This is a genomic window from Phycisphaerae bacterium, from assembly GCA_024102815.1.
Taxonomy (GTDB): Bacteria; Planctomycetota; Phycisphaerae; order UBA1845; family UBA1845; genus JAGFJJ01.
This window is the reverse complement of the sequence record JAGFJJ010000010.1, coordinates 71,183-90,541: the sequence shown is the minus strand read 5'-3', so window position 1 is coordinate 90,541 and position 19,359 is coordinate 71,183. Positions and strand designations below refer to the sequence as shown.

Below are 19,359 nucleotides of genomic sequence, written 5' to 3'. Positions count from 1 at the left end.
TCTGAACCGCGCCATGTCGCGCACGAATTCCTCATTGCCGCCCGGCTGCGGCACAGAAAATGTAAGTAACTTAATTGCCGGATGCGCTCTCGGCGCGACACATCCGGCGGACGTTGATGGGGCGGAGCGATTCCGCTGCGGTGTGATGCGTCCTGGTTTGCCCGCCGATGTTGGGAGATACACTCATGTTCCCTCGTTACGCTTGCCGTACGCACTGCCTTACCTTTGCGGTCATCACGTTCGCCCTGACTCCCGCGTTGCGCGGTGATCCGCCGGAGTCGATGAAACTCTACGGCCCTTCGGGGCCTTCGCCGGCGATTCACGACGCGGCGACGGCGTTCGGGGCGCGTCATCAGATTACCATTGACGTTCACTCGGGACCGGTGGATTCCTGGATCGCCAAGGCCGGCGACGATGCTGACCTGATTTATGCCAGTGCCGGGTACATGATGACCCGTTTCGAGCGGACGGAGAGCCTGAAGATCGACCCGGCCTCGGTAACACCGCTGTACATGCGTCCGTCCGTCATTCTTGTTCGGCCCGATAATCCGCGGGGCATCCGCGACTTTCCCGACCTCCTGCAACCCGGGCTCAGGATCATGGTGGTCGAGGGATCGGGCCAGACCGCTCTGTGGGAAGACATGGCCGGCCGCTTCGCGGATGTCCGCGCGCTGCGTGAGCTACGGGCCAATATCTCGGTTTCCGCGGAAACGAGCGATGACGCCATGAAGCTGTGGCGGCAGCACCGCGATCTCGACGCTTGGATCACCTGGAACATCTGGTACATGCCCCTGCGGGACGAGGCCAAGCTGATCCCGGTGAGCGCGGACTACCGAGTCTACCGGCATTGCAGCGTTGCGTTAACGCAGCGTGGGGCGGAGAAGCCGGTGGCGCGGGAGTTCATCAACTTCCTCACCTCCCCGGAAGGGCAGGAGATCTTCACATCGTGGGGTTGGATGAGCCCCGGAGAGGAAGGGTCTCCGCTGGTCGTGAGGCGCGACATCTGCGCCGTCTGCCGGGTTGACGGGAACGACGGCAACGACGGACAGCCGAACGGCCTGTTGCGGATTCGCGAGTTGCTCAAGGAATACGAGGCAATCGGCGTTCCGCCGTCCGAGGTGCATCTGACCGCCGTGTTCGACGGCGATTCCGTGAGGCGACTGCTCAGCGACGCCGGTTACGCCAAGGCGACCAAGACTCCCGGTGCCAATCCCGACGGTTCGGCAGTCCGCGAACTCCTGGATATGGGCGTGCAGATCGAGGTGTGCGGCAAGTCGCTGGAAAAGCTGGGCTTGAGCAAGGCGGACCTGATACCGGGTGTGAAAGCCATTGCCTCGGCCTACCCGAGAATCATCGATCTTCAGGGACAGGGCTACGCCTACGTCGGGTTCTAGTCCGGCGAGCAGTTCAATTCGCTCACCGGAGCATGGCAAGATCGATGACGCAAGAAAGGCTGTGTTTCCCATGGATCCTGATCGGCGAGCGTTTCTTCGCAGGGCGGTGGCGATTGGATCGGGGGGGCTTGCAGTAGCCGCCTCACCGGCGCGGGCGAATTCATCTTCGCACATTGAGGCGGCACCGCAGGCCATGGGAGTGCTGGTGGACGTGGTCCGATGCAGCGGCTGTCGGCGCTGCGAGGCGGCCTGCGCAAAAGCCAACGGCCTTCCCGAGATTGATCCCGAGGAACTGGAAGACCAGTCCCTGTTCGAGCAAGCTCGTCGTCCCGGTCCCGATTCCTTCACCGTCGTCAACAGACGCACCTTCAACCACGATGACGGAACTTCGGCCGTGTATGTAAAGCAAAATTGCATGCACTGTGTCGATCCGGCATGTGTATCCGCGTGCCTCGTGGGTGCTCTGCGGAAACTGCCTGACGGGCCCGTGACGTACGACGCGCAGAAGTGCATGGGCTGTCGCTACTGCATGGTGGCGTGTCCATTCGAAATGCCCGCCTACGAGTACGCCAGGCCGCTCACCCCGCGCGTCCGTCGTTGCACATTCTGTTTCGATGAGGATCACGCGAACGGGGGCACGATTCCGGCGTGTGTGCAGGCGTGTCCGAAAGAGTGCCTCATTTACGGCCGGCGCGAGGAACTGATTGCCAAGGCACATGAGCGTGTTGCCCGCCAGCCCGACGTGTACGTGGACCATGTCTACGGAGAGTTCGAGGCGGGCGGAACGTCCTGGCTGTACTTGAGTCCGGTTCCGTTCGAGCAGCTCGGGTTTCCGCCGGTCGCGGCAAGCTCCTGGCCCCGCCTGACGGAGTCGATCCAGCATGGCGTGTTCAAGCACTTCATGCCTCCCGTGGCGTGGTGCGCGATCCTGGGGCTGACCGCATGGCTCACGCGCCGTCGCGAAATCCCGTTTGGTGTCGACTCCGCCTCGAGCGACAACGGCCAGGTCGGCAGGGATCGTATCGCGGTCGTGCATGGTGACGTGTCCAGACTTGAGGAGTCCCACGATGAGCCACAGTGCGCTGCCGACATTCTCGCGCGTTAAGTTTCTTACCCCGGGAACGGCGATCCTGCTCCTCATGGCAGGACTGGGCGTGGCCTTCGGGATCTATCGTTTTGCGTTCGGCCTGCAGGCCAGCACCAACATGAACCAGGTCTATCCGTGGGGTATCTGGATCGTCGCGGACGTTTCATTCATCGCGCTGGCGGCCGGGGGGTTCGTTACGGCGGGCCTTGTCTACGTCCTGAATCGCCAGGACTATCACTTCCTCGTTCGCCCCGCGCTCCTGACGGCGTTGCTGGGCTACACGTGCGCCTGCATTCTACTCGCGGCCGATCTCGGCCGTTATTACAACATCTGGCATCCGCTTCTTCCGAGCATGTGGCAGGGGAATTCGGCGCTGTTCGAGGTCGGCATGTGCGTGATGTGCTATCTGTCGGTGCTGTATCTCGAGTTCGTTCCGGTGGTCTGCGAGCGCTTTCGTTTTGATGTTCGCCATCCCTGGCTGGGCGTTATCTGCGGGTCTCTGTATCAACTGCTCGAGCCGGTGATGATCGGCGTGGTGATACTCGGCATTGCGATCTCCTGCCTGCACCAATCCTCCCTGGGGCACGTCATGGTGCTGGCCGGTCCCAAGCTCCATCCGCTCTGGTGGACGCCCATTCTCTCCCTCCTGTTCGTGATGTCAGCCGTCGTAGCGGCAATTCCCACGGTGATGTTCGTATGTCTCTGGTCCTCGACTTCACTGGGACTGCGGCCGCCCATGCGACAACTGAGCCGTCTCGCAAGCTATCTGCCCGTTGTCCTGGGTGTGTATCTGGCATTTAAGATCGGCGATCTGCTGGTTCGTGGGAGCTTCGCCGAGTTGCGCCATTTCTCGTTGGTGTCCGCTGCCTTCGGACTGGAAGTCGGCGTCGGACTCGTTGTTCCTCTCGTCATGCTCATGTCATCGCGCGTGCTGCGTAGTCCCCGTGCATTGGGCGCAGCATGCCTGATGGTCATGTTCGGAGTCGTGCTCTATCGAACCAACGTGTACTGGCTGGGGTTCCGTCCGTTCATGGCGCCATACCGATATTTTCCATCACTTGCCGAGTGGGGGTTTACGATCGGGGTCCTCGCCGGCCTGATCGTGCTCTGGCGTTTCCTGGCAATGAATCTGGCGATCGTCGATTTCGTGCCGGAATGCGGGCGCTCCGTGGTGGATGCGCCACGGAGGATTGAGAAAGGCGCGGTGAGACATGGCGCCTGAGGCTCTGGGGGGCAATGGTCCGTTCGGCGCAGCCGAGAGTGGAGCACGCGGGTCGTGTCTGCGCCTCGCGGCGACGATGGCCATCTTGTTGACGGCTACGGCGACCACACTGGCGCAGGACAAGACGCAGGTGGACGCCGTTCCCGTCGAGACAAGCGTCGCGGAACCAGAGGAACACGCAACGAACTGTGGCAATTGCCACTATTGCGAGACGCCGAAGCATTCGGCCCCATGTCTGCGGAATCCCTGCACCCGGCATCTCGTCCCGACGGCGGAGCTCGCTGCGGTCAGTGACGTGATCGTTCTGGGAGTCCTGGAGAACACCTACCTGCCCGTTCCGTTCGACCACCGTGGTCATGCGGAAAAGGCGGAGATGGGCGACGGGTGCGCGACGTGCCACCACCATTCATCAGCGGGTCAGCCACCTCCCCCATGTCGAGCCTGCCATGATCCTGCCGCATCCGGTACGAGCGTCGATCTTCCGGGGCTGCGCGGCGCCTATCACCAACAATGCCTGGCTTGTCATCGGGAATGGAGCGATGAACGCGCGTGCGAACTCTGCCATCGGCGCAAGGCAGGGAGCCGTGTGGCGGCGGCACCCGGCCCCGGAGAGATACTCGGACGGATGCATCCACCCATCCCCTCACCAGCCGGGGAATTCTATGAAGGGTCGGCGAATCGGGAAGCGTCGGGACGCGTGCTGTTCCGACACGGAGAGCATGCGGATCGATTCGGTCTTCGCTGCGTGGATTGCCATCGGGAGTCGAGCTGCGCGCGCTGCCACAGCCGTAGTGACGAGGCGCGCCGGAATTCGACCCTGGTGGAGCACCACGCGCCCTGTGTGCGATGCCATCGCGACGACATGAGTCTTGCGGGACGGTCGGCCGGGCGCTGCGAGAAATGCCACATTCCTGACGGTACTCCTCTGCGCGGCTTGTTTGACCACGCCACCGTTGCGGGTTGGCCGTTGAAATCCTACCACGCCGGCGTGCCGTGCCGCAGTTGCCACGCGGACGTTCCGTTTGAGGCGCCTTCAAAAGAGTGCTCGGCCTGTCACGAGCCCTGGGATGCCGGCGCGTTCGACCATGCCATCACGGGGCAGGTTCTTGACGAGAATCACGCCGAGATTGATTGCAGCACCTGCCACCAAGATGGTCGCTACGACCGGCCCCCCGTGTGTACGGATTGCCACGAGGGAGAGATGCGGTTTCCGAACGGAGCCGATGGCGCTTCCGCCCGTTGAGAAATGTCACGTGCGAAGCTGCCGGTTGTAAGCGGCGACGATGTCGGGTTGGCCGAGTGTGCCCACGATCTTGTCGTCTTCGTCCGGTTGGATGACGACGAGTTCGCTGAGATTGGAGCGCATGAGGCTGTTGAGTGCCGCCAGCAGCGAGTCCCCCGGCGTCACCGTGATCGCGGGGCGGACGATGTCATGAGCGATGATGAGTTCCGGCACCGTTCCCAGATGAATAATGCTGCGGATATCGCGGCCGTCGATGACCCCGGTGAGCTTCCCTTCCTTGTCGACAACCGGAAAACAGTCCTGCGCTGACGTGGCATAACGATCCAGGACATCCGGAAAGCTCATTTCGTCGCGGAGCAGCACGGGCGCCAGTTCGCCCCGTCTTTCCAGAATATCACCGACGGTGACATAGCGGAGCACGGCATTGGCCATGCTGCCGATCTTGCTGGGGGCGTGGAGCCGTGACGGCAATTGCTCGCGATACAGCGTGAAGCGGCGGCAGAGGATGTAGCACAAGATGCAGACGAGCATCGATGGGATGAGCAGTCGATAGCTCCCCGACATTTCGTTGACCATGATGATGGTGGACACCGGCGTGTTCGCGGCGCCGGCAAAAAAGCCGGCCATGCCTACGAGGGCGAACGCCCCGGGCTGGATGTTCAACGAGGGAAAGAGATGCTGGCAGATGATGCCCGTCATGCCGCCGAGCGCCCCGCCGATGACGATGGCCGGTCCGAACACGCCGCCGCTGCCGCCCGTGCCGATGGTGAAGGAAGTCGTGGCGATCTTGGAAATGGCGATCAGCCCGAGAACGGTCACGGTAACATACGTGGGCCCCCAGTTCGCGGGCAGCATCGTGCCCAGGACACTCGCCGTGGGCAGCGCAATGACGTTGCCGTCGAGACACGATTGGACCACGCCATAACCGGTGCCGAGGGCTTCAGGCAGAAAGTAGCCGATGAGCCCGACGATGAGTCCGCCGATGGCCGGTTTGATGTGGTTCGGGATTCGCGAGGCGCGCTTGAAGGTCAAGTCGCGCACGGCGTAGAAGGCCGTCACGAAAAGCATGGCGGCGACGGTCAGCACGCCCGTCAGGAAGAGGTAGGGGAGCAATTGCGCGACGGAGTCGAAGGTGAAGGGTGGCGCTCGAAACAGGGGCTCGAATCCGAATACGCCTCCGAATGTGCTGTAGGCCACGATCGAGGAAATGAAGGACGGCACGAGCACTTCATGCTCGAAATCCGGATCGCGATAGAGCACCTCGGCCGCAAAGAGCGCGCCAGCCAACGGTGCGTGAAAGATCGCCCCGATTCCCGCCGCCAGGCCCGCGGCCATGAGTATCCGCCGTTCCGCAGGCGGAACGCCGAGCCATTGTCCGAGCACCGATCCGAATCCCGCGCCGATTTGGGCAATGGGGCCTTCCCGCCCGCCGGAACCGCCGGAGCCGATCGTGAGTGTGGAACTGATGGCCTTGATGATCGGCACCCGTTTGCGAATCGCCCCGTCGCGAAAGTGGTAGGCGACGATGGCCGCGTCCGTGCCGTGCCCTTCGGCTTCCGGCGCGAATGTGAACGTGATGATGCCGCTGGCAAGTCCGCCGAGCGCGGGCAGAATCAAAAGCATCCATCGAACGATTTCGGGGCCGGCGAAAAGCGATCCGAAGATCAAGTAGGGCGGGACGGACTCGTTGCCGGCCGTGCCGGGGAAATAGTTCGCCAGGAAACCCAGGCCGAGGGACGTTCCCGCCTGGAGCATGACCAGAAGCAATGCTGCACCGCCGCCCGCAATCAGGCCCACCGCAGTGCAACTGAGCAGCATCCGCGCGAGGTTGGCGGTGCTGCCAACGGGGCCGAGCCGTGTGATCTTTTCCTTGTTCATGCGCGATCCGTTACGCCGGCCTGCGGTGATTCTCGACCCGGTCGCCAGTCCTCGAGGCCGGGGCTCGCAAGCTTATAGGCATCGCGCAGGTACGCAAGTTGTAGCGGCGGCCGCAAGCTGCCGAAGTGAGACGCTATCGCTCGTCACGCAGCGTTGAGCGCGTTTCCTTCCGCACGGGTGCTGGGTCTTGATCGCGACGGAGGGTATGTCCCTGGTGGCAGCGCGTACAGATTGCCGGATCGCCCGATGAGGCGGACTTCTCCAACTCAATCGGATCAAAATGCATGGTCGGTTGTTCGAGAACGATCTCCGACGAACCCCGCGGCCAGGGTCCGCCGTACTGATGACATTGGTCGCACTCGAACGGATCCCACCACCGATAGGGCTTGCCCCATTCCGGGGCGGCCTGATTCAGGTGGCAACCGACGTTAGAGCAGGTCTTGCTCGAAGGATCGTATGCAGCAGTGGCCAGATTGTACTCATATGTGCGGCCCGTCGCCGGATAGACCACGGGGTTTACAGGATCGAAAACGACTTCAATGGCGCCGTTCACGTGAATGGATCTATCGGCAATCGGCGCATCGTCGAAATGCGTGATATCCTGCGCATCGCGCACCCAGGTCATCTCGTCCTGAACCGTGGCAAAGTGACATACCCGGCACGTCAGCGGATCGAACCCCATATTCCATGCGTGGAGATCCTCGTAGCCGAAGTCGTCGATCCAGCCGTGCGAATTTCCCACGCCCGCTCGAACATCCGGGAATGAAGTCTGAGGGTTGTTTCGATGGCAGGCATTACAGCCCAGTGCGGAGTCTCCCCAGCTTACGACGGCGTAATCCCTCGATTCTGTTACGGAATACGGGTCGTAGGTCAGGTTGCCGTTTGCATCCAGGATTGGAAATCCCGTTCCGGAATCGACCAGCGGCGCGGAAATCGGCGTGGGCGACGACCAGACGGTTTGGCTGTGGCAGTAGACATTTGAACATGAGCCCAACGAGTAGGGGATGCCGTTGACATCCGTGTGCGCAACGGGCCCCGGCGTATATTCCGCTGTAGCCGGGTTGCGCCCCTTCAGACTGTCGGGCGGGGCTCCAGGATAATACAGTTCAATCTCAACGGTGCCGTTGAGATGCCGCGATGACGCGTGTGGGTGGCAGTTGCCACATTGAAATACGTGCGACGCGGGGAGCGAGAGATTCTCGACGCCACCGTAATTGGCGTCTTCGGCCGTTCCGCCGAAGTGCGCCAGGTGGGCCCCCGTTGCCGGCGGAGCGCCGTGACAGGCATCGCAAGCGCCCCCGGTTGCCAGGAAGCCGTCTTCATGCGGGTGACAGGCGGTGCAGTCGGAACCTCCGTGGTGCCCGGCCGATGATCCGTCATATCGATGATAGGCGGTGGCCGTGTGGCATACCTGACAGATGCCGTCGTTGCTGGCGGGATTCCCGTCGTCGAAGCTTCCGGGACCCGTACGAGCCGTGAACACGACGGGCATCATCATGTCCAGCGTCCTGTTCTCCACGGACGTTGCGATCAACGACAGATTGTAGCTTGAGGAATCGTGCGGCGCGTGACATTCATTGCAGTTCGGTTGCCATGCGCTGTCAGGGGTGTGATCGCTCCTCCCCGTGTGGCACTCCTTGCACATGGAGCCGCGGGTGTTGCGGACCCGCAGATACGGCGAACCAGCATCATTGCTGTGCTGGTCGTGGCATGTGCCGCACTTGATGAGGCCGCCGGAGGCGAGGTAGGCCGCCATGTCGCCGCCTGCATGGGGTCCGGTCGAGCCGAAATCTTCGTTTACGGCGGGAACTCCCCAGGGATGCGAACGCCCGGGGCCATCGTTCCCGTGGATAATATCCGCCGCATTGAGCGGTGTGCTCATCGCCTGGCCACCGCTGCTGTGACAGGACATGCAAAGTGTAATCTGCCCTTCGAGCGTCGCGGGGTTACCGCCGGGTTGACCGGCGATCCCGTGGCACCGCCCGCAGATCACCGTTGCGTTGATCATGTGTGGACCTTCGTAGCTTGACAGGACCGCGAATCCAGCGATTGGCGTATGCCCGGAGTCGGCGAGCGAATCAACATGAGATGGTTCAGCGTGAGAGGGCCGCAGCCCTTTCTCTTTCGTCACGCCCCGTGCTTCCTTGGTCCGACGGAATTCCGTGTCGTGGGCCGAGTCATTCGTTCCTGCCGTGTGGCCGTCGCCGACAATCTCGATACTCATGCCTCGTGGCGCCGGCAGCGTGGGCGTGGCGAAGATCTCAACGGTAGAAGTATTCGTGCTGGCGACATACAGCCGCTGGCCGTCAGGGCTCAATGCAAGATCGCACGGTGTGCGCACCGCACCTGCCGCTTGTCCGTGCTCAATGACTTTGCCCAGTTCCATGCCATTGGGGGCGAAGATTCGCACGGTGTTCATCAGCGCGTCGGCAAGGTAGATGTATCCTTGATCGTCGACGGCGATTCCCTGCGTGCGAGGCAGCCAGCCCTCTTGTCCGCCTGAGGGCAGGTACTTGTTGCGAAACCCGAATCGCCCGAGGAGCAGGCCCGACGTCGAGAACACCTGGACGCGGAAGTTGTCTTGGTCCGCGACGAGCAGACGACTGCGTTCTTCATCCACCGCGATAGCGCTGGGATATTGAAACTGCCCCAATCCTTCGCCATGGGTGCCGAAGATGAGTGCCAGGCCGCCCGTGCTTTCGAAGCCGTAGATGCGATCCGCGCCGGAATCGACGACATAGATTCTCCCGGTGTCCGTAGCGACATCGATGTCCGTCGGACGTGTAAAGGCAACGAGAGGCTGCCCTTCGCCCAGGAGACCGATTCGAGTGAACGTCGAATCGTAGATCCCCACGCCGGGCTCATCGCGATAGGAGACGAAGTAGCGACCGTCCGGGTGCACGGCGAGGCCGATCGGGCGCTCGGGCACCGGCCAGCTACCAAGCAGATTCCCGAGGGCATCGAATCGTACGATCTGCCGGCGCGACGGGTCAGTTACCAGGACCTGACCGTCCGACGACACGGCGACTCGTGCGGGGCTCCGCAACATTTCATTAAGCGAAGCAACATGCTCCAGGGGTGCGACCTGTTCCGGTAGCACTGCAAAAACGGCGAGCAGGATGACGGATTTCATGGATTCTTCCCGTGATGTGCGCAAACCCTCCCCTCGGAGGTAGAGAGATACTTTCCGCATCGCAAACGGCGTGCCATCAACAAAAAACGCCCCCGAGACCCGCAGGGCCCCGGGGGCTTGCCGAAAATGAGAAACAAAACCTCGAATCAGGGAACGGCCTTTGTCCCCCAGTTCACCAAGTCTGAAAACCGATTATCGGGTTGATCGACCTTCAACCCGGTCAACGGCTTCGATCACGCCTTCTTGTAGGTATCGACGAGGTTCTTCACCACGCCGGGGTCGGCCAGTGTCGATGTATCCCCCACCTGCTCGGGCTGTCCTTCCGCGATCTTACGCAGGATGCGCCGCATGATCTTGCCCGAGCGCGTCTTGGGAAGTCCCGGAGCCCAGTGAATGACATCCGGCGCAGCGATCGGGCCGATCTCCTTGCGCACGTGCTGCACCAGTTCCTTCTTCAGTGCATCCGTGTATTCCTGCCCCTGCTTCAAGGTCACGTACGCGTAGATGCCCTGACCCTTGATCTCGTGCGGGAATCCCACGACGGCGGCTTCAGCCACGGCGTGGTGGGCGACGAGGGCGCTTTCCACCTCGGCCGTGCCCATGCGGTGACCCGAGACGTTGATCACGTCGTCAACACGGCCCGTGATCCACCAGTAGCCGTCTTCGTCGTGACGGCAACCATCGCCGGTGAAATAGAGGCCGGGATACGTGCTGAAGTACGTCTCTTTGAAACGCTGATGCTGACCGTAAACCGTCCGCATGATGCCCGGCCAGGGCTCTTCGATGCATAGCACGCCGGAGCCGGGACCGTTGATCCGCTTGCCTTCGGGGGTGAGCATGACAGGTCGAACGCCGAAGAAGGGCAGCGTGGCCGAACCAGGCTTGAGCGGCGTCGCACCGGGCAGCGGCGTGATGAGAATGCCGCCCGTCTCCGTCTGCCACCAGGTGTCCACAATGGGGCACTTTCCGTGTCCAACATTGCGGTGATACCAGAGCCATGCCTCCGGGTTGATCGGCTCGCCCACCGAACCCAGGATGCGCAGCGACGAGAGATTGTGCTTCTGGACCCACGACTCGCCCTCGCGCATCAAAGCGCGGATCGCAGTCGGCGCCGTGTAGAACTGCGTCACCTTGTAACGGTCGACGACATCCCAGAAGCGTCCGGCATCCGGATACGTGGGAATGCCCTCGAACATCAGCGTGGTGGCCCCGGCGCAAAGCGGGCCGTACACGATGTACGAGTGTCCCGTGACCCAGCCGATGTCGGCCGTGCACCAGAAGATGTCGCCGTCGTGGTAGTCGAAGATGTAGCGGAACGTCGTGGTCGTATAGACCATGTACCCACCGGTGGTGTGCAGCACGCCCTTGGGCTTGCCCGTGGAACCCGAGGTGTACAGGATGAACAGCGGGTCTTCCGAGTCCATCCACTCCGGATCACACTTTGCCGGTGCGTCCTTCATCACCTCGTGCCACCAGTAATCGCGCCCGGACTGCATCTCGGTTTTCAGCTTCGCGGAGCCGACCCGCTCGCTCACGATGCACGTGCGCACGTTCACGCCCTGGCGCCCGGCGATCTTCATCGCCTCATCGGCGTTGGCCTTGAGCGGTACGGCCTTGGAGCCGCGGAAGACGCCGTCCGTCGTGACGATGATCTCGCAGGTCGAATCGACGATGCGGTCAGCCAGCGATTCCGGGCTGAACCCGCCGAATACGATGGAGTGAATGGCGCCGATACGCGCGCAGGCCAGCATGGCGATGGCCAGTTCCTTCACCATCGGCATGTAGATGGACACACGGTCGCCCTTCTTGACTCCGAATTTCTTGAGCACGTTGGCAAACTTGCAGACCTCGGCGTGCAGCTGGCGGTAGGTGAGCTTGGCCGTCTCGCCGGGTTCATTGCCCTCCCAGAGGATAGCGACCTGGTCGCCGCGCTTGTCGAGGTGCCGGTCGAGCGCGTTGAAGCACACGTTCGTCTTCCCGCCGATGAAATAATTGACGGAGATATCGTTCTTGAAGTCGAACTCGCGGAACTTGGTCCACTTCTGTTGCCAGTGGAACTGGTTGGCAAACTCCGTCCAGAACCCCTCCGGGTCCTTGATGGACCGATCGTACATGCGGCGGTAATCATCCAGCGACTTGACGTAAGCCTTGGACGAGACGTTTGCCGGTGGATCGAAAACGGCCGGGCGATTCGTCCCGGTCTCCGCGGTCGTGGTGCCAGACATCATGTTCGCTCCTGGGAAAAAGTGGTCGTTTCGACTTGCATCCGATCATGTTCGCCCGAGGCTTCCGCACCCGCCCGGGCAGGTTTGATTCCATCAATCAGCCGCAACAATGCGTCGACGGTCCGCGCCGTCGCACCCCGATGGCTTCGTACGACTTCCCGGGCCCGCTCACCCAGTCGTCGGCTCCCATGGCGATCTGCGAGCATCGCTCCGACGGCGCCGGCCAGTGTCTCAGCATCCTGAATGGTGCGAAGAGCACCCGCACCTTCCAGTGCCCGGGCCGGCGTCTCGAAGTTGTTCATGAACGGGCCGGACAGCATTGGCCGGGCGAGCGCCGCAACCTCCATCGGGTCCGAACCGCCCAGCGGAACCAGGCTGCGTCCGACAAATACGACATCGGCCAGCGCATAGAACTTCCGCAGTTCGCCCATCGTGTCGCCGAGGATCACCCGACGATGGGACTCCGGAGGAGCTTGGCTGCCGTCACGGTGCGCGCTGCGCTGCGTACATTCGAAGCCTCTCCGCACAATAAGGCGGGCGACCTCTTCAAATCGCTCCGGTTTGCGCGGCACGATCACCAGGCAGGGAGGCTGCGCGGCGCGATCCGCCTCCCCTCGTGAATCGTCTTGCACGCGCCGTGCCAATTCGGCCCAGCGGTCCAGCAGAAGCCGGTAAGCTGAAAGGACGATCTCCTCCTCCGACGGTCCGGTGCTGCCGCACACCCAGACGGGACGAGAGGTCACGATTCCCAGCGCACGGGCGAGTGGTTCTACGCCCTCCACGGCCTGATCCAGGGGAGCCGTATCCCATTTCAGCGAAGAAGTCACCGTAACACGTTCGGGGCGCGCTCCGAGCCGGCGAAACCGCTCCGCAATCGTCTCATCCTGCGCCCCGATCCACGCTAGATCGGCAAACATCCGTCGCACGGGAGTGCCCAGCCGGGCGAGGCGTCGAGCGCTTCGCTCCGTGAGTCGGCCGTTGACCACCGCGACAGGGACCCCGCGCCCTGTTGCCTGACGGACCAGGTTGTACCAGACTTCCAATTCGACGAGGACGATCAGGCTCGGACGGAGTCGCTTCAGCGCCTGAACAATCACCGCGCTGAAGTCGAGCGGAAATCGAAACACGCGGTCCGGGCCGAAGTGCTCGACGGCGCGGGCGAAGCCCGTGTCCGTCGTGGACGTTACGATCGTATCGAAATCCGGAAGGCGTTGCTGGAGCGCACTTACCAGCCGTGGCGTGGCGTTGATCTCGCCCAGGGAGACACCGTGAATCCAGAGGCGCCGTCGACCGTCCAGTTGCGGAAACCCGCCGAGACGCTGCCCCCAGCCGCGCCGGTTCTTACCCACGACCAGCGCGTCATACAACGCCTTGGGGAGATAGGCCGCACCGGCCAGAGCGTACGCGACATCCGCAAGATAGCGCATCACGGGGAATATCCTATATCACCCGCGGCCTCGCTCCAATGACGGCCCGCTGTCCGGACATGGCCGACGATTGGTAACCGGCGAATCACGACGTACACTCAACACCATGAAACTGACGTACGACGAAAACGAATTGCCTTTCCTCACCGCCGAGTTGCCCGGCATTGGAGGGCGAACCAAGCGCTTCAACGAGGATTTTCTCGTGGAGGAAATTCCGCTCTACCTGGCATCGGGCGAGGGCACACACGTCTATTTCACGATCGAGAAAGGGGGAATGACCACGCCCGCGGCCATCGAGCGCATCGCCAGGGCCCTGGGACGCCATCCGCGAGAGATCGGTTACGCGGGGCTCAAAGATGCGCACGGCGTTACCCGCCAGCAGCTCAGTCTGGAACACATCGATCCCGACCGTGTGCGGAAGCTCGGCTGGGATCGGCTCCGCGTTCTCGATGTCGCGCGGCACACGAACAAGCTGAAACTCGGTCACCTGTCTGGCAATCGGTTTGACCTGCGCGTTCGCGAATTCGCGGGCTCGCAAAGCGAAGCCGATGCGAGCGCGCAGGCGATTCTCTCCGAGCTGACCCGGCGAGGTGTTCCCAATTACTTCGGCGCCCAGCGTTTCGGCGCGCGCGGGGACAACGCGCTGATCGGGCGCGCCGCGATCATCGGGGATCTTGCGGAAGCGATCGGCTGGGTTGTCGGCCGTCCCGGTCCGGAGGATCGCGGCGACGTCCGAGTTGCCCGCGAGCTCTACGATGCCGGTGATTTCGACAGCGCCGCACGCACCTGGCCCAATGCCTTTCGGGACCAGATTCGCATCTGCCGGACGCTGGTTCGTCGCGCAGGAGACTACCGCGGCGCATGGAAGTCCATTCCCGCGAACCTTCGCCGCCTGTTTCTGTCGGCGCTGCAAAGCGCGTTGTTCAATCGCGTACTCGCTCAGCGCATTTTCGAGTTGGATCGGTTGGAAGCCGGCGACATGGCCTGGAAGCACGCCAACGGCGCCTGCTTCCGCGTGATCGATCCTGCGCAGGAACAGCCCCGCTGTGTGGCGCTGGAGATCTCCCCGACCGGTCCTCTCTTCGGAAAGCGAATGACCCCGACCGAGGGCAAAGCCGGTGAGATGGAATCAGCCGTACTGTCCGAGGCGGGATTGGATGTGGAGCAGATGCGCCATCCGCCGCCGGGTGATTCCATGGACGGCGCTCGTCGGCCATTACGCGTTCCAATGAAAAACGTGCAATCCAACACTGGTAGCGATGATCGGGGACCGTATGTTCAGGTTCGCTTTGAACTTCCCCCTGGTGCCTATGCCACCGTCGTGACACGTGAGTTGTGCAAGTCCGAAGACGCAGACTAACCCTGTCACTAGACCCTGTGATATCTCTTCAGCGCAGAATATGCCGATTCTCGCCGGAGATAACCGAATTGGAATCCTCACCCAAATCGAAAGTCGTTTTGGCCGTTTCTGGCACTGAACTTGCCGGGTGATACTTGGGCTGGTTGACTTCCTGATACATTGCGGCCTTCTCGCTTGGCGCGGGTACTCGTCGGTCGTAAGGTCTTGGGTTGGCGGCAGCTTAACGCGGCGCGGCGTTATGTTGGGCCGCGCAGTGCGCGGGTATGAAGCAGCCCACCCTGACAAGCGGGGGTCTCAGGTTCAGGGCAGGGCTTTGCCGCGGTTTGTTCTTCAGATCACGGGAGGATGTTCGTGCGTGCGGTGCTTCTCTCAGGTAATGTGCGAGAGGCAACCACGCGAATTCCGATGATGAATGCATAGACCCGCTTGCGATCGACAAAGCCCCAGGGCGAATCGTGGTTGATCAAGGCGGCGGGTTCGGACTCGTTGCTGGAGGTAAACAGGGATGATGACGCAAAGAGCTACCTTCGGTGCCAGACGCCTGCAAGGCGTCGCGGCGTTGGTCGGCGTGTTGAGTCTGGCCTTCGTAACCGGCTGTCCGGTCATACCCGGCGGTGGCGGCGGTGGGGCAACGGGAACGCTGTCCGGTACCGTCACCAACGACCTCACGGACAGTGCCGTCGAAGGGGTGGCGGTGGCCGTCGACCCCGCTGTTGATGGCGTCGACATCACCACTGCGGCGAACGGAACATTCTCCGCGGTGCTGCCCAACGGCATTTATGAGATCACGTTTACCGACAGCCGATTCCAGTCGGTCTCGCGTACCGTGCTGATCCTGCCCGGTCTGGTGACCACGGCCGACGCGGCGCTCACGCCGACTGCCAACGTCATCGTCACAACCTCCATTGACGGCGATCCCGCACCGGGAGAGACGGTTACAGCGCGGGCCACGGTCGAGATCCTCGACGGCTCGACGTTGCAGAGCTACACCTGGACCCAGGGCGAAGGCGTTGCCGTAGTCATCGATGGCGGCAACTCGGGCACGCCCTCCGTCGAGCTTCCTGCTCTCGCAACCTACAAAGACCGTCTCTACACCGCGTTGACCGAGCCGCCGATCGGTGCTGACCAATTGCCTCCAAACGTTCCCTTGCCCGAAGGCGAGTTCGTGGGTGGACTGCCGAGCCGCTTCCAGGTCGCGGGAATCAACCCGTTCTCATTGGAGGAGGCGGGCCTTTCGAACTTGAGCGTCGCCGTGCGAACGTCTTCCGGTACCTACAACGCTTCGCTGCAGGTTCACGCGGAGTTGCCCTGGGGCTGGACGACCGGCCTGCGCAACGTTCCGATCGGTGTTCCCGTCCTTCTGCAAGGCAAGGAGCAAGAGACGTATGATTGGTCGCTTGCCCGTCCGAGCGGTTCGGGCGCGGCGCTGACCGACGCCACCACGCGCAATCCCTATTTCACACCGGACCGAAGCGGCGTATACACCCTTACCGTTACGGATGAGACGGTCGATCCGGCTGCGGAAGTCGAGATCGAGATTTATGCCGGCGAGTGGGTTGGTGCCGTCACGGGAGAGGGGGCCGACGGGCTTCCGGTCGCCGACAACTGCACGGTGTGCCACAACGACACGATCGCGCCCGACATGTTTACGCCTTGGCGCGAGACCGGTCACGCGATGATCTTTACCGATCAGCTCAATACCGGCGATCACTGGGGTCCGAATTGCTTCGCCTGCCACAGCGTGGGGTTTGATCCGACGGCCGACAACAACGGTCTGGACGATCAGGACGACTATCAGGCGTTCCTCGACTCCGGGCTCATCAACAATCCCAGCCCCGACAACTGGACCACGGCGCTGGCCGATTTCCCCAATGCCATGCAGTTCGGCAACATCCAGTGCGAGAATTGCCACGGCCCGAATTCCGGCGGTGCCCATACGATGGGCGCGCCCCGCGTAAGTCTTGCTTCCGACGTCTGCGGTTCCTGCCACGGAGAGCCGCTCCGTCACGGACGCTTCCAGCAGTGGCAGCTCAGCCGCCACGCCAACTACGAGCTGGCGGCGGAGGAAGGCACGAACGGCAGTTGCGCACGCTGCCACTCGGCGAATGGCTTCCTCGCCTGGCTGCCGGTTCTGCTCGATAACGATCCCGCCACCGATCCTCTCGCGGATGTAGAAGTCACCTGGACGGCCGACGAAACGCATCCGCAGACCTGCGTGACCTGCCACGATCCGCACATGGTTGGGACGGTCAGCGGAGACAACAACAACGCTAACGTGTACATCGAGGGCGACTCGCCGCCGCTGATTGCCGGCTTCACCGTCCTGGGCGCGGGTAAGGGTGCCATCTGCGTAACCTGCCACAACACGCGCCGCGGACTCAAGAACGATTCGAACTTCACTGCGGACTTCGGCACGGCCGAGGCGACGCGTGCCCCGCACGGCTCCGCCCAGGCCGACATCCTCATGGGTCAGAATGCCTACCAGGTCACGGTCGGTGTGCGCGGGCCTCACTCCTTCGTCGAGGACACCTGCGTGAACTGCCACATGCGGCAGACGCCGCCGCCGGATCTGCTGTCGTACAACCTCGGCGGTACGAACCACACCTTCTTCGCCAGCACCGGCATCTGCGCTGAGTGCCACGGTGAGATGATCGATCCTGACGCGCTGCAGGACGCATACGCCACGAGATCCGAGATGCTCAAGGGCCTTATCGAGGCCGCCTTCTCCGATCTGTTCGCGGCGCAGATTGCCGCCGGCAACCGCATCAGCATCAGCAGTGGCGGAACGACCACGGTCATCGACAGCATTGCCGACATCGCCAGCCTGTCGTTTGGCGAGGGAAGCGGGCGCCAGGCGCTGACGTTCACGCTGGCGGACGACACGGTCATCGGCCCGGTCGGCCTCAACAGCGTGAAGGTTATCGATGACGCCGACACCGACCTCGGCGACATCTACATGTTCGCCGACGAGCGCCTGGTCAAGGCCGGCTGGAACTACAACCTTGCCAACAACGACGGCAGCATGGGTGTCCACAATCCGGACTTCGTGTTCGGGTTCCTGACGGCGTCGATCGACGGCCTCACCGCGCTGGCCAGTGGCGGTTGATCGAACGTGAAGAGCTCGAAACTCAGCGGTAATCGCTGAGTGAGGTTTGATTCCTAATCCGCGGCACGTGTCGGCTCCCCTGCCGGCGCGTGCCGCGTTCTCTTGCGCTCACGGGTGACGATCCAAGCCGCCGCGACAATCGCCCCGATCAAGTCGAATACAAGATCCAGCAACGTGTTCTCGTATCCGCCGACGCCGGTTTGCGGGAGTGCGAGCACCGCTCCGAACTCGATGATCTCGTTGAGCGCTCCGACGCCAAGCCCCATGAGCACGACGAGGCACCCAAGCGCGAACCACCGATCGATCTCCGGATGGAGATAGTTGCGAAGGACGTGGTAGCACATGCTGGTCGCGACGCCGAAGCCGAAGGCGTGCACGAGCTGGTCGTAACGGAGAATGGGGGGCTCATCGAGAATCGGCAGGACCATCAGTCCGTACAGCACGTCGGACCCGACGACGAGAATCCCGCCGGCCATGTGCAGGACCGCCCAGACGGTCAGTCCAACGAGCAGCGACGCACTGAATCGAACGCGCGGCTGCCGCCACAGAACCAGCCCGCCGATGATCACGATCACCACGGCGTAGATCAGGAATTCGTCATTGCCGCGCCTCAAGGCCAGCGGCGCGAAAACCGCAAGGTTCAGAAGATTGACGGCCAGGAGAATTCGCTCTGCTCGGGACAAGCGCATGGCCGGATGTTCTCCAGCCCGGCCCCGCCCGGCAAGAGCGGTCCGCGTCCGATATTGACGCCGCACCACTTCACCCTGGTGGGCTTGCGTGGTACAATAGTTCCACCAAATCGGCGGACGTCCGTCGCGGCCTCCGCCCGGAGGCACCATCTCATGGATCAGGCCCTTCCCACCCACGTTGTCCCCAACAGCATTTCGGAGAGTACGCAGTTCTGCGTGGGGCTGCCCAATCGTCCCGGTTCACTGGCTCCCTTGTGCCGCGCCTTGCGCGAGGGCGGTGTGAACATTGAGGCGATCTGCGTGGCCGATGACCAGAACTGCTGCTGGGTGAACATGATCTGCCAGCCGCCCGATACGGCACGAACCGTTCTTTCCAATGCCGGCTACAACTTCTTCGCCGAGTCCGTGCTGACCATGCGGGCCCACAACCAGCCCGGCGAGCTGGAGCGCATCGCCAACCGCCTGGCCGACGCGGGCATCAACATCGAGTACGTCTATGGCAGCGGGGCGACGATCGGCACGTTCACGCTGGTCATCGGCGTGGCCGACCGGGAAAGGGCGGTGGAATTGCTGGGGGCTTAGTTCAGAACGGCGG

Annotated in this window: 12 protein-coding genes; 7 read left to right on the top strand and 5 right to left on the bottom strand. The window is 62.6% G+C overall.

Features of this window, described 5'->3' with window-relative positions; all coding sequences use genetic code 11:
• Positions 1-185 precede the first annotated feature (185 nt).
• The 4 genes from J5J06_03090 to J5J06_03075 all read left to right on the top strand — a co-directional run bounded on the left by J5J06_03090 (position 186) and on the right by J5J06_03075 (position 4,946).
• Positions 186-1,394, top strand: a complete 1,209-nt coding sequence (locus J5J06_03090) for a substrate-binding domain-containing protein (GenBank protein ID MCO6436052.1) — start codon at positions 186-188, stop codon at positions 1,392-1,394.
• Positions 1,395-1,464: 70 nt separating this feature from the next.
• Complete coding sequence (locus J5J06_03085; protein MCO6436051.1) at positions 1,465-2,499, top strand: 4Fe-4S dicluster domain-containing protein; 1,035 nt, start codon at positions 1,465-1,467, stop codon at positions 2,497-2,499.
• Entirely contained in the window at positions 2,462-3,703 is a 1,242-nt protein-coding gene (gene hybB / locus J5J06_03080) for a Ni/Fe-hydrogenase cytochrome b subunit (GenBank protein ID MCO6436050.1), read from the top strand. Before J5J06_03085 ends, hybB begins: the two co-directional genes overlap by 38 nt.
• The gene (locus tag J5J06_03075; protein ID MCO6436049.1) at positions 3,693-4,946 is read left to right on the top strand and encodes a cytochrome c3 family protein; all 1,254 of its coding nucleotides are present in this window, start codon (positions 3,693-3,695) and stop codon (positions 4,944-4,946) included. Before hybB ends, J5J06_03075 begins: the two co-directional genes overlap by 11 nt.
• A 6-nt stretch (positions 4,947-4,952) precedes the next feature.
• Here J5J06_03075 and J5J06_03070 read toward each other — a convergent pair whose 3' ends face one another.
• The 4 genes from J5J06_03070 to J5J06_03055 all read right to left on the bottom strand — a co-directional run bounded on the left by J5J06_03070 (position 4,953) and on the right by J5J06_03055 (position 13,612).
• Positions 4,953-6,824 (bottom strand): chloride channel protein, encoded by a 1,872-nt coding sequence (locus J5J06_03070; GenBank protein ID MCO6436048.1) that lies wholly within the window; start codon positions 6,822-6,824, stop codon positions 4,953-4,955.
• Between the two features lie 133 nt (positions 6,825-6,957).
• Positions 6,958-9,957: an SMP-30/gluconolactonase/LRE family protein gene (locus J5J06_03065; protein MCO6436047.1), complete on the bottom strand. Its 3,000-nt coding sequence runs from the start codon at positions 9,955-9,957 to the stop codon at positions 6,958-6,960.
• Positions 9,958-10,190: 233 nt separating this feature from the next.
• The gene (gene acs / locus J5J06_03060; GenBank protein ID MCO6436046.1) at positions 10,191-12,182 is read right to left on the bottom strand and encodes an acetate--CoA ligase; all 1,992 of its coding nucleotides are present in this window, start codon (positions 12,180-12,182) and stop codon (positions 10,191-10,193) included.
• Positions 12,182-13,612, bottom strand: a complete 1,431-nt coding sequence (locus J5J06_03055; protein ID MCO6436045.1) for a 3-deoxy-D-manno-octulosonic acid transferase — start codon at positions 13,610-13,612, stop codon at positions 12,182-12,184. The genes acs and J5J06_03055 overlap by 1 nt, the downstream gene beginning before the upstream one ends.
• Before the next feature lie 103 nt (positions 13,613-13,715).
• Between J5J06_03055 and truD the strand changes: the two genes are divergently transcribed.
• Positions 13,716-14,969, top strand: coding sequence for a tRNA pseudouridine(13) synthase TruD (gene truD / locus J5J06_03050; protein MCO6436044.1), 1,254 nt, complete (start codon positions 13,716-13,718; stop codon positions 14,967-14,969).
• A gap of 505 nt (positions 14,970-15,474) precedes the next feature.
• Positions 15,475-18,075 carry a hypothetical protein gene (locus J5J06_03045; protein ID MCO6436043.1) on the top strand — a complete coding sequence of 867 codons (2,601 nt, stop codon included), beginning with the start codon at positions 15,475-15,477 and terminating at the stop codon, positions 18,073-18,075.
• A gap of 53 nt (positions 18,076-18,128) precedes the next feature.
• On the opposite strand, the gene J5J06_03040 is transcribed toward J5J06_03045, so the two are convergent.
• On the bottom strand, positions 18,129-18,764 hold the full coding sequence (locus J5J06_03040; protein MCO6436042.1) for a DUF2238 domain-containing protein: 636 nt from the start codon (positions 18,762-18,764) through the stop codon (positions 18,129-18,131).
• A 153-nt stretch (positions 18,765-18,917) separates the two neighbouring features.
• Between J5J06_03040 and J5J06_03035 the strand changes: the two genes are divergently transcribed.
• On the top strand, positions 18,918-19,346 hold the full coding sequence (locus J5J06_03035) for an ACT domain-containing protein (protein MCO6436041.1): 429 nt from the start codon (positions 18,918-18,920) through the stop codon (positions 19,344-19,346).
• Positions 19,347-19,359 lie beyond the last annotated feature (13 nt).

Excerpts from the sequence above, each read along its gene's own strand:
- J5J06_03090 (MCO6436052.1), top strand. The coding sequence starts at position 186 with ATGTTCCCTCGTTACGCTTGCCGTACGCACTGCCTTACCTTTGCGGTC.
- J5J06_03085 (MCO6436051.1), top strand. The coding sequence starts at position 1,465 with ATGGATCCTGATCGGCGAGCGTTTCTTCGCAGGGCGGTGGCGATTGGA.
- hybB (MCO6436050.1), top strand. The coding sequence starts at position 2,462 with ATGAGCCACAGTGCGCTGCCGACATTCTCGCGCGTTAAGTTTCTTACC.
- J5J06_03075 (MCO6436049.1), top strand. The coding sequence starts at position 3,693 with ATGGCGCCTGAGGCTCTGGGGGGCAATGGTCCGTTCGGCGCAGCCGAG.
- J5J06_03070 (MCO6436048.1), bottom strand. The coding sequence starts at position 6,824 with ATGAACAAGGAAAAGATCACACGGCTCGGCCCCGTTGGCAGCACCGCC.
- J5J06_03065 (MCO6436047.1), bottom strand. The coding sequence starts at position 9,957 with ATGAAATCCGTCATCCTGCTCGCCGTTTTTGCAGTGCTACCGGAACAG.
- acs (MCO6436046.1), bottom strand. The coding sequence starts at position 12,182 with ATGTCTGGCACCACGACCGCGGAGACCGGGACGAATCGCCCGGCCGTT.
- truD (MCO6436044.1), top strand. The coding sequence starts at position 13,716 with ATGAAACTGACGTACGACGAAAACGAATTGCCTTTCCTCACCGCCGAG.
- J5J06_03045 (MCO6436043.1), top strand. The coding sequence starts at position 15,475 with ATGATGACGCAAAGAGCTACCTTCGGTGCCAGACGCCTGCAAGGCGTC.
- J5J06_03040 (MCO6436042.1), bottom strand. The coding sequence starts at position 18,764 with ATGCGCTTGTCCCGAGCAGAGCGAATTCTCCTGGCCGTCAATCTTCTG.
- J5J06_03035 (MCO6436041.1), top strand. The coding sequence starts at position 18,918 with ATGGATCAGGCCCTTCCCACCCACGTTGTCCCCAACAGCATTTCGGAG.